Source organism: Desulfovibrio sp., assembly GCF_019424165.1.
Classification (GTDB): Bacteria; Desulfobacterota; Desulfovibrionia; order Desulfovibrionales; family Desulfovibrionaceae; genus Desulfovibrio.
In genome coordinates, this window is record NZ_JAHZAA010000036.1 from 1 (window position 1) to 10,344 (window position 10,344).

At 55.1% G+C, this 10,344-nt stretch carries 10 protein-coding genes; 5 read left to right on the plus strand and 5 right to left on the minus strand.

Going from position 1 to position 10,344, the window contains the following annotated elements:
• Positions 1-465 precede the first annotated feature (465 nt).
• On the minus strand, positions 466-993 hold the full coding sequence (locus QZ377_RS10535; RefSeq protein WP_291441100.1) for a nitroreductase family protein: 528 nt from the start codon (positions 991-993) through the stop codon (positions 466-468).
• 124 nt (positions 994-1,117) lie between these two features.
• Here QZ377_RS10535 and QZ377_RS10540 point away from each other — a divergent pair, with 124 nt between their 5' ends.
• Positions 1,118-1,567, plus strand: a complete 450-nt coding sequence (locus tag QZ377_RS10540; protein WP_291441101.1) for an Rrf2 family transcriptional regulator — start codon at positions 1,118-1,120, stop codon at positions 1,565-1,567.
• A 99-nt stretch (positions 1,568-1,666) separates the two neighbouring features.
• On the opposite strand, the gene QZ377_RS10545 is transcribed toward QZ377_RS10540, so the two are convergent.
• On the minus strand, positions 1,667-1,894 hold the full coding sequence (locus QZ377_RS10545; protein WP_291441102.1) for a hypothetical protein: 228 nt from the start codon (positions 1,892-1,894) through the stop codon (positions 1,667-1,669).
• A 309-nt stretch (positions 1,895-2,203) separates the two neighbouring features.
• The gene (locus tag QZ377_RS10550; protein WP_291441103.1) at positions 2,204-3,292 is read right to left on the minus strand and encodes a LacI family DNA-binding transcriptional regulator; all 1,089 of its coding nucleotides are present in this window, start codon (positions 3,290-3,292) and stop codon (positions 2,204-2,206) included.
• A 387-nt stretch (positions 3,293-3,679) separates the two neighbouring features.
• On the opposite strand from QZ377_RS10550, the gene QZ377_RS10555 reads away from it, so the two are divergent.
• Together QZ377_RS10555 and QZ377_RS10560 are read left to right on the plus strand one after the other, a co-directional pair.
• Positions 3,680-5,053 (plus strand): MFS transporter, encoded by a 1,374-nt coding sequence (locus QZ377_RS10555; RefSeq protein ID WP_291441104.1) that lies wholly within the window; start codon positions 3,680-3,682, stop codon positions 5,051-5,053.
• Between the two features lie 2 nt (positions 5,054-5,055).
• On the plus strand, positions 5,056-5,886 hold the full coding sequence (locus tag QZ377_RS10560; RefSeq protein ID WP_291441105.1) for a phosphodiesterase: 831 nt from the start codon (positions 5,056-5,058) through the stop codon (positions 5,884-5,886).
• A gap of 480 nt (positions 5,887-6,366) precedes the next feature.
• Here the strand turns inward: QZ377_RS10560 and QZ377_RS10565 are convergent, their stop codons facing one another.
• Positions 6,367-7,041 (minus strand): hypothetical protein, encoded by a 675-nt coding sequence (locus tag QZ377_RS10565; protein WP_291441106.1) that lies wholly within the window; start codon positions 7,039-7,041, stop codon positions 6,367-6,369.
• Positions 7,042-7,421: 380 nt separating this feature from the next.
• On the opposite strand from QZ377_RS10565, the gene QZ377_RS10570 reads away from it, so the two are divergent.
• On the plus strand, positions 7,422-9,488 hold the full coding sequence (locus QZ377_RS10570) for an elongation factor G (RefSeq protein WP_291441107.1): 2,067 nt from the start codon (positions 7,422-7,424) through the stop codon (positions 9,486-9,488).
• Between the two features lie 26 nt (positions 9,489-9,514).
• Here the strand turns inward: QZ377_RS10570 and QZ377_RS10575 are convergent, their stop codons facing one another.
• On the minus strand, positions 9,515-9,664 hold the full coding sequence (locus QZ377_RS10575; protein WP_291441108.1) for a hypothetical protein: 150 nt from the start codon (positions 9,662-9,664) through the stop codon (positions 9,515-9,517).
• A 483-nt stretch (positions 9,665-10,147) separates the two neighbouring features.
• Here QZ377_RS10575 and QZ377_RS10580 point away from each other — a divergent pair.
• The coding region (locus QZ377_RS10580) for a helix-turn-helix transcriptional regulator (protein ID WP_291441109.1) at positions 10,148-10,344 on the plus strand (197 nt) is incomplete at its 3' end.

Consider the following 10,344-nt stretch of genomic DNA (forward strand, 5'->3'; position numbering starts at 1 on the left):
GAGTTCAATCCTCGCAGCTGGCTCCATAAATTACAGGGGCTTAGGTGTTAAACAATTAAGCCCCTGTTTTGCGTCCGAAGGGCTTTTTTAGCCTATTCAGAGCATGGTAGCGGAACCGCTTTTCTAGCGTACTTCAAGCATAACCGGATTTTCTACCCCCGCGGGGTGAAAATATGACCGGTAACCGTTGCGGTCATGATCCCCCGGGCATCCCAACCTCTCCCCTGCCAAGCCCATCAGGAAAGGCAAAGGCGGCTTGCCGCGCGCCCTCTCGCTAGCCGCTGAACGCGCAAAGGCATGGTGACATAAGCTGCTGTTTCTCTTCAACAGTAAAGCAATAAAGCCTCCCTTGCTCACCCTGAGCGGCTCACAAAGGGGGTCTTTATTGCTTCCGCATAAGTTAAACTCTACCCGTCTCCCGAAATAGCCGGGACGGTTCCCAGTGCACTAACACACAGACATTTATCACACATAATTTATCGACATGGAAACAGAAAGCTCTTTTTCTTTTGTGTTGCTTTCCTTTCCGTACCCGAGCGCCACGGCAACCACAGGATGAAAGCCGTCAGGGACGCCAAGCTTCTTCCATAAAGCATCATTAGTGGATGTCATGGCTATCGCTCCCAGAATAAACACGCTTCCAATTCCAAGGTCTGTTGCCGCAAGTAGCATATTTTCTGCAATGCATCCGGCGTTAGCAAGCTCTATATTAGGGTATTTTTGTTCTGATGATGCAGAAATGACTACAAGCGCAGTCGCGTTATACAAAGGACTTGAATTTTGTTTCATTACGTCTTGGGCAGTATTTGCGAAGGACGAGAGAACGGAACTATCTGTAATAGCCGTCAAATGAAGCGAGCTGTAGTCTCCACCTCCGACCGGAGCAGCGCACCCAGACGCTATGATGGTTTCAAGATTTTGTTTTGTAATCGGTTTTTGGGGGTCAAAGTTTCTTGTAGACGTCCTGGCAGCGATTGCTTTTAACGTTTCCATTTTGTATTCTCTCCTTACTGTAGTGTGGATGACTACAGTATGGTAAGCAGAAACTGTAATGTCAATGGCTACAGTTAATTTTTTTATATTTTATTTTTAATTCTTACTTAATAGAGTGATATAATTGAGAATTAGCAAAAACTTTCCGGTAGCGGTTCATTCTCTGCTCATTATGGCGCAGTTTGGGAACACCGTTAAAATCACCAGTACCCTTATTGCGCGGAGTACCGGCTCAAATGCTGTGACAATAAGAAATATATTTATTGCACTCAAAAAGCACGGGCTTATTGAATCCACAACCGGTAAAAATGGAGGCGCCTGCCTTGCAAAAAAAGCAAAAAAAATATCTCTTTGGGATGTTTACAATGCTGTAGAAACTGATGATATAGACGAAATATTTAATTTTCACGAGGGATCAGGCAGTTGCCCGGTTGGAAAAAATATTTATCAGCTAATGTATCCCCATATGAACGATGCCTTTGAGGCAATGAAGAATGAGCTGCGGGCAGTCTCCCTTGATGCGCTGATTACCGAATTGACTGAAATTATAGGCCAAACGACAGATACCAAGTAGTTCTTTTTCAGCTACAAAGCCACCCTCAAACCGTAATGCCGTGCAACCCGACTCTTGAAAGTTTTGTATGTTCACCAAAGCTCGCCAGCCTTGAGCGAGCTAGAGATTATTTTTTTGTGTTTTTTTGCACTCCGGCCAGCCAGGGCATCCCCAAAAATCATAGCCGCCCTTGCCGTCTTTGCCGGGCTTTTTCACCCGATGCACCACAGGCTTGCCGCATTTTTCGCAGACCTTGCCCGTGGCCCTGGCGCACTCCTGCACTTCTCTGCAAAGCCGGTCATGGGCCGGAGGCGCGGCGCGGCTTTCGGATTTCTTGCAGTCCGGCACATCCAGCCTGCCTCACGCCGGATGGCAGAGAGGGGAACGAACGCCATGCGGCTGCTCGCCCCGATGCACAAGTGCCGCCCCCGCTGCCTGGGGCGATGGCATGCGCGCCAGATCTGCGCCAGTATTTGCGCCCAGAACTGCGCCCAGAACTGCGCCAGCCGCTGCGGTGGCATGCGCGGCATCGCCCGCTCTGATGGCCCCGCTTTCTCGCGGTTACCAACGCAGGGTAAGGGCTTTCAGGTACGGGGGGGGGCAAATGACGATGCATGGACAGGCAGGCAGTTAAGCTCCGCCGCCGAAAAATCCGGCTCAGTCAGGGCGAGGAGCGCCGGTAGAGGCGCGCGCAATAAGTTTGTGGCTGACTTCGACCCTGGTTATATTCCGGTTCGAAAGCTGCCCGCTGATTCTGGCATGCAGCAGATCCAGGGCATTATGCCCCTTATCCTTGATATAGTGCTCAAGAGTCGTCAAAGACACACGGGCAAAATGCGAAGGCCAGAGATTGTCGAATCCGCAGACGCTGTAATCACCGGGAATGCTCAAACCGGCTTCAATCACGGCATCCATAACCCCGTAGGCCACCATATCGTTGACGGCCACAAAGGCTGTGATCTTTTTGTCGTCAAAGCAGCTCCGGGCCAGTTCATAGCCCACGGTGTGCTCGATAAGCAGGTTTTCCAGTTCCGTTTCAGGTGAAATGTCGCGGCTTTTGACCATAAGGCGGCCTTCGGGACAAAGCCGGGCCAAGGTGTCTTGCAAGCCTTTGAGGCGCTGCACCCTGATAGGGTTACAGGTGTCCAGCGATGTGGAAATATAGGCCATGTGTTTATGGCCCAGTTCGCACATGTGCTGGGCAATAAGACTGCCCGCGTCGTAATTGTTCAGCTCTACCGTATCCACGTTCAGGTCCACGCGCCGGTCGCCCATAACCACCAGGGGCATCTTGCGCCCGGCGCGGGCCAGTATGGCATCAGGATGCGCCAGCATGGCGAATATAATCCCGGCCATGCCTGTGGAGCGGGCCAACTGCAAGGCCGCCAGTTCGTTTTCCAGACTGCGGTAGGTGGCGCTTACGCAGGTGGCGTAATTCTTTTTTTCCGCCGCCTGCTGGATGGCCTGAATAATCGTGGCGTAGTAGGGATTGGTCACGTTCGGCACGGCAATCAGTATGACGGGCCTGCTTCCCGGGGCCACTCTGCCACGCCTGCCGCCGGTGTAATTAAGCTTTGCTGCCGCAGCCAGAACCGTCTTGACTGTCTCTTCGGCAAAAGAAACCCCTTCACGGCCATTGAGAATCATTGAAACCGTGGCGGGAGACACCTCCGCCGCCTGGGCCACATCCGCAAGGGTTGCCTTTTTTGTGCCCATTTCGGCCTGCTTTCCGCCATCAATCGTCATCTTTTCTTTCCTTCCGGCATTCATATCCTGTTTGTACAGACGCATAACGCCTGAGCCATTCTTACCTGCAATACGCAGGACACACAATGCCATCATTTCGCAAACATGGCGCAGAACAGCGCCCTTTCACACGGCCGGGCGGCCCGGACCAGCGCAATGCGTTCAATTAAAATTTTAATAATATTTTAATTGACATTAAATTCTTCAGCATGCTATCCGGTCAGCCAGACCGGCATTTCATGCCTATTTCTTGCGTAATCTATTAAATATTACATTTTTTCAGTGCATTATTTAATAGATAAAACAAAATCTTCCTGCATATAATTGAAACTTTTAATCGCCGCGCGACGGGAAGCCCCTGGCGGGACGGCAGCCTCGGAGGAAAGCATGTCAGACGCAAGGGCACAAAAACACGTCCCCACCAGACAGGAGATGCGCAAGGTCGTTATCGCCAGCCTGCTCGGCGCGACCATCGAATGGTATGATTTTTTCCTCTACGGGGTCGTGGCGGGCATTGTGTTCAGCAAGCTCTACTTTCCTACCACCGATCCATTCATCGGAACCATCCTCGCTTACAGCACCTTCGCCATCGGCTACCTGGCCCGTCCCCTCGGGGGATTCATATTCGGCCACTACGGCGACAAGCTGGGCCGCAAGCGCATGCTCATCCTCACCATGCTGATTATGGGCGTGGCCACGGTGGGTATCGGCCTTATCCCCACCTATGCCAGTATTGGCATTGCCGCCCCCATTTTGCTGCAAACGCTGCGCCTGTGCCAGGGGCTTGGCCTTGGCGGCGAATGGGGCGGAGCGGTGCTCATGACCTATGAATACGCCAACGAGCGCGAAAAAGCCTTTTATGCCAGTATTCCCCAGATGGGTCTGGCTACGGGCCTTTGCCTTGCTTCAGGCATGGTGGCCCTGCTTTCCTGGCTTTTGACCAACGAACAGTTCATGGCCTGGGGCTGGCGGCTGGCCTTTCTTATAAGTGTTGTGCTTATCGCCATCGCGCTTTACGTGCGGACCCATATTCTTGAAACCCCCGAATTTCGCAAGGTGCAGGAAGAAGGCCATACTGAAAAGAAAGCCCTGCCCATCGTCACGGTATGCAAAAATTTTCCGGGCAATATCGCCCTCGGCGTGGGGGCGCGCTGGATTGACGGCGTGTTCTTTAACGTGCTGGCGGTTTTTTCCATCAGCTACCTTGTGCAGTACATCAACGTCACGCGCACCGAAGCCCTGACGGCAGTCATGATCGCGGCCCTGCTCATGTGCCCGTTCATTCTCATAGCCGGACGCCTGGCCGACCGCTTCGGCCGGGGCCGCATTTACGGTCTGGCAAGCCTGGCCTGCGCCCTGACCATCTTTCCCTCTTTCTGGCTCATGCAGGGTAGTGGTGGAAATATGTTCATCACCGGTCTTGCCATAGCCATTCCGCTCAGCATCTGTTATGCCGGGGTTTTCGGTCCCGAAGCCGCGCTTTTTTCTGATCTTTTTCCCGCTGAAGTGCGCTACACCGGCATTTCCATAGTGTACCAGTTTCCCGGATTTCTGGTGGCGGGCATTGTACCCGGCGTGTGTACGGCGCTTATGCGGTGGAACGACGGCAATCCTGCCTATATCTGCATCTTTGTGATCATTGCGGCCATCACCAGCGCCATGTCGGCCTTTGCCATTCAGCGGCGGCATGACCGGGCGACACGGCAGGCGCAGCCCCATGGCGTCATGCAGGCCGGGGCAAGCTCGCAGGCCCAGGGGTAACCATGCGTATATTGCAACTTTCCGACACACACCTACGCGGCGACAGCAGCCTGTCCTTTCAGGTTGTGGACACGCGCCGCTGCCTTGATGCCGCCACCGCGCATCTGAAAACCATGGCTCAAAAGCCGGATATTATCGTGCTCAGCGGCGACCTGGCTGACAGCGGAGACCTCAACGCTTATCATATCCTTTATGACGCGCTGTCGCCTCTGGGCATTCCCGTGTACGCCCTGCCGGGCAACCACGACAGACGCGACAGGATGCGGGACGTGTTGCAGGGATGGTGTCCCGCAGACCCGGCGGCATCTCCCCACATCTGCTACACGGTTGAAATGGACGACCTGCGCCTTGTCATGGTGGACAGCATGCACCCCGGCTCGCATTCAGGCCATCTGTTTCCGGCGGTTGAAGGCTGGCTGGCGCACACCCTGGCACAGCGGCCTGATGTGCAAACACTCGTTTTCATGCACCATCCGCCATTCACAACGGGCATGGGCGCCATGGATGAACCCTTTGAAAATCAGAGCGCGCTGGCTGCCATAGCAGGGGACAACCCGCAGATCCGCCTGTGCTTCGGCCACATGCACAGGCCCATCATCACCCAATGGCAGGGACGGCTGTGCATAACCGCACCCTCTGCGTCCATGCAGATCGACCTGGATATTTCCCCCGAAGGCGGCGACACCTTCCGCATGGAAGCTCCGGGCTACCTGCTGCACCATTATGAAAACGGCATACTCAATACGCATGTCTGCCAGATTCCATCGGATGTAACCTTTGCCGGACCGTATCCCTTTGTGGGATCCGTCAACCCCTCCGGCCCGGCGAGGTAGGTCTTACGGCCTACAGCGCGCCTGTTATCAGGCAAGGACCCGCTCTCCCACGAGCGGGTTTTTTTATGCAGCGAGCCTTGGCTTCCGGGCCTCCGCAGCGAACGCCTGCCCCCGCAGCAGCCAGAGCGATTTCAACGACAGCTCGCACTATTTTCAGCAAAAAACCGGCAGGCAGTCACTTTCCCTTACAACAAAGCCGTGCTGTGTATCTATGAGATCAAACACCGTAGTGAGCGCCGCAAAAACAAGAGTTGCGCGTTTTTTGCTGCGGTAACTGTTCTTCCAAAGGACAGGCCTTTTCCCCGCATCCCGCCGCACAGGGCGACAAAAATACCCCAAAGAACAAACCCGTCCCCCAGGTCAGGAAAATTTCTGTAAGAACGTGCAACAGGAATAAAAGTTTTGGAGGGTGGAGGCGTGGGGGAGGGACTCTTTTGTGAGAGGGTCATCCCTCACAAAGCATGTCACGTGTCCTCCGCTTTAGTGCGTGCCGGGCTTGAGCGGCGGAGGGAGGGATTTTTTCCGTATGGCAACGCGGGTGGTCCGGCGAGAAAAACGCCGTGCCAGGTAAGGCTTTTCCGGGGGGGCATCTGCAAGGTCATGCCCGTCCCTGACGGCAAAAGCCGCAGGTACGGCAAGAGTGCCGGGGGTGGTGAACCCGGCGGCCGCGCTGCCGTCCTTTTGCCGCAAATGCGTATGCAGGGCGCACATCAGCGGGGCCAGTTCAGTATATTCTTCATGAAGCTCAGGCCCGTACAGATGCCAGCGCCCCTGCCCGTGGGCCACCTTGCGCACGGCACGCAACTGCCGCTCACGCATACTCAGGCTTATGCGCCAATCCCCGCCGGGTGTATGCAGCAGCAAGGCTTCGCCCCTGGCTTCTCCCTGCCCGCGCGCGGTCACTTCAATCCAGAATCCACGGGGATACCCCGCCAGACGGAGCAGATCACGCAGGCCCGCCAGGGCGACACGCAAATGCTCGCTGGAGGCCATATTTTTCTGATCCTGGCGCAGTTCTTCTTCCATAAGGCGTATGCGCTCCTCACACAGGGCGCGCTCGTCCTCCAGGGTGAAAAGACCACGCTTCATCAGGCGTACGCTGAATACCACCACCAGCAAAAACACAATGCCGGCTGCGGCCCATTCCCAGGTCATATATCCTCCGCCACAGGGCTGCCGCCCGGTATATCCTGTAAAGTTTCACTGCAGCAGCCCCGACTGTCAAGCTGCTTCTGCACGCTTTTATGGCTGGCCGTATCTCTAAGCGTGTCCGGCCCTTCCCTTTTTTTGGGCAAGTATGTATCGTGGAAAATAATAGCATATGGAGCGCACGTTTCCCACGATGGCGGGCATACCCGCGCCTGCGGAAAACGCCCGTCCCCGTGCCGCACAGCCGAAATTTTTCGGCAAAACCGGCAGCCCGGGCATAGCCGCATCCCCTGCCCCGCCTTTGCAATACCGCGCTCCTTCCCTGGTTTCGTTCACCCGGCCCGCGCCGCGCGCGCCAGCCACATCGCTTACTAAGGGAGAAAACCATGCCTACCCCACTGGAAATGCAACGCACCTTTGCACTCGTCGGCACCGGCGGCTGCGGCAAAACCTCTCTTGCCGAGATGCTGCTGTTCAATGCCGGAACCACCACCCGCATGGGCGCCATTGAAGAAGGCACCACAAGCCTCGACTACGAGCCGGAAGAAACCCGGCGGCGCGGCTCGGTGCAGCCCGCCTGCGCGACCTATATGTGGAACAAAAACCGGCATTTCCTGCTGGATATCCCCGGTGACGGCAATTTTACAGGCGATATGGAATGCCTGCTCAAGGGTGTGGACAGCGTGGTTTTTGTGCTGGACGCCGTGGACGGCGTGCGGCCCCTGGCAAAAAAATTCTGGAGCATGGTACGCCAGGCCGGTCTGCCCGTCATGATCGTGATCAACAAGCTTGACCGCGACCGTGCCGACTTTCAGATGACCTTTGACGGCCTGTCCGCTCTGGGCATCCGGCCCGTGGCCCTGCAACTGCCCATCCGCCAGGGTGAAACATTTTTGGGCGTGGCCGATGTGCTCTCCGGCAAGGCGCAGATGTTCAAGGCCGACGGCAGCACGGCTGAAGCCGAAGTTCCCGCCGGGCTTGCCGATGATGTAAGCCTTTTACGTGATATTACCGTGGAAAACATCGCTGAAAGCGATGAAATCCTTATGGAAAAATATCTTGAAGAAGGCAGCCTGCCGCTGGAAGACCTGCACAACGGCCTGCGGGCGGGCGTCATCAAGGGAGAACTGATCCCCGTCCTGACCTGCTCGGCCCTTGAAAACAAGGGCGGCGCGGCCCTGCTTGATGCCATAGAAGCCCTGTTGCCCTCGCCCCTTGACCGACCGGCGTTTGAAGGCGAAGGCGGCGCAAGCCGTACCGCCGACCCGGATGGCCCGGTGGCCTGCTTTGTGTTCAAGACCCTGGCCGACCCGTTTGCCGGGCAGCTCTCCCTGCTGCGGATTCTTTCCGGCACCATCAGCGGCGATGTGAACCTTAAAAATATGCGCAGCGAAGACAATGAACGGCTGGGCAGCCTGCTGTTCCTGACGGGCAAAAACCAGACCCCCTGCAAGGAACCGGTGGGACCCGGCGCCATTGTGGCTGTGGCCAAGCTCAAAAACACCCGCACAGGCGACACCCTTTGTGATGAAAAGGCCCCCTTTGTGCTGCCCATGCCGCAACTCCCCCCGCAACTCATCACCTACGCCCTGGCCCCCAAGGAAAAAGGCGAAGAAGACAAGGTTTACGCGGCCATACAGCGCCTGCTGGATGAAGATATCACCCTGAAGCTCGGCCGTGACGGGGAAAACGGCGATATTCTGCTCTCGGGCATGGGGCAGTTGCACATCGAGCTTTCTGTTGAAAAGGCCAAGCGCCGCTTCAAGGTGGATATCGTGCTCAAGACCCCCAAGGTTCCTTACCGCGAAACAGTGCGCGGCAAGTGCCAGGTTCAGGGCAGGCACAAAAAACAGTCCGGCGGACGGGGCCAGTTCGGAGATTGCTGGATAGAAATGGAAGGGCTGCCGCGCGGCTCCGGTTACCAGTTTGAAGATGCCATCGTGGGCGGTGTCGTTCCCCGTCAGTACGTCCCCGCCATTGACAAAGGCGTGCAAGAGGCCGCGACACGGGGTTTTCTGGCCGGATGCCAGGTAGTGGATTTTCGCGTCAAGGTTTATGACGGCAGCTATCACACGGTGGACTCTTCCGAAATGGCCTTCAAGGTGGCAGGTTCGTTGGCATTTAAAAAGGCCATGGAAAATCTCAAGCCGGTCCTGCTGGAACCCATTGTGCTGCTGACAGTTTCTATTCCTGATGAAAGCATGGGCGACGTTATCGGCGACCTTTCCTCCCGCAGGGGCAAGGTGCTTGGTTCCGACTCACAGGGCGGCAGCACTGAAATCAAGGCCCATGTGCCCATGAGCGAGGTGCTGCGCTACGCTCCCGACCTGCGCTCCATGACAGGAGGCCAGGGCTTTTTCACTATGGAATTTGCCCACTATGAAGAAGCCCCGCAGCCCGTAACAGAAAAGATTGTGGCTGAATACCAGGCCGCAAAGGCCGCCGACCAGTAACAGACTTCCCGGCCGGCCCGCCACGTTTATGCAAAAACCGGCGGGCCGGCCGGACTTTCGCCACAACCCTCCGGACGCGCAAGCCTTTTGCCCTGCTCGCCGAAGGAACCAGGCAAAATACCGGACAAGCAGCAATCTTTCACTTTCAGCCGCCATACGCGCACAATTTCGCGCATATGGCGGCTCTTACTTTATTAATCTGCTGGATAATACACTACAAGGCATACAACATGCAGCTATATAGTAAATTTATATATAATTGTTGTAGCTCACTTACTGGCTAATCAATAAACAGTATATAATTATCATTTTATATTTTTCGACAAGCAATACATTTAAAAACAAAAAAATCCTTCATATACTTTTTTGTAAGGACATTACAGTGTTGAGTTAACTGCTCCGGCGGCAGGGAACTGCCATGGCGGCTCCACACGGCAGAATCGACGGTTTTCACTACTGCATCCTGATAAGAAGTAAAATAACTTTGCATGTAAAATAAAATTGTTATAAAAAATTATCCCCTTGGATAGACACCTCGCTTCGTGGGTGGAAGTGTCCTTCAAAATCCTAGTATTTCAGTCTGATAAACAAAAACAGAACCAGTAATTTTGTATGCAATCGCATACTGAATTTGCGCTTAAAAGCTTTACATATAATCTATGCAAATTTTACCGGGCCTGGATGTAGCCATTGCCAAAACCGTGCGCAGCCTCCGCACTCGCAGCGGTTTGTCGCAAGAACAGTTTGCCGACTTTGCCGGGTTGTCACGCGTGTACATCGCGCAACTGGAAACCGGAGAGCGTGGGGCGTCTCTCAATGCGCTCATCCTTATTGCGCGCTCCGTGCACATGACCGG

Bases quoted from the DNA above. Each gene is read 5' to 3' on its own strand.
- QZ377_RS10535 (WP_291441100.1), bottom strand. From the start codon at position 993: ATGGAAACGTTAAAAGCAATCGCTGCCAGGACGTCTACAAGAAACTTT.
- QZ377_RS10550 (WP_291441103.1), bottom strand. From the start codon at position 3,292: ATGACGATTGATGGCGGAAAGCAGGCCGAAATGGGCACAAAAAAGGCA.
- QZ377_RS10555 (WP_291441104.1), top strand. From the start codon at position 3,680: ATGTCAGACGCAAGGGCACAAAAACACGTCCCCACCAGACAGGAGATG.
- QZ377_RS10560 (WP_291441105.1), top strand. From the start codon at position 5,056: ATGCGTATATTGCAACTTTCCGACACACACCTACGCGGCGACAGCAGC.
- QZ377_RS10565 (WP_291441106.1), bottom strand. From the start codon at position 7,041: ATGACCTGGGAATGGGCCGCAGCCGGCATTGTGTTTTTGCTGGTGGTG.
- QZ377_RS10570 (WP_291441107.1), top strand. From the start codon at position 7,422: ATGCCTACCCCACTGGAAATGCAACGCACCTTTGCACTCGTCGGCACC.
- QZ377_RS10575 (WP_291441108.1), bottom strand. From the start codon at position 9,664: ATGCGCGAAATTGTGCGCGTATGGCGGCTGAAAGTGAAAGATTGCTGC.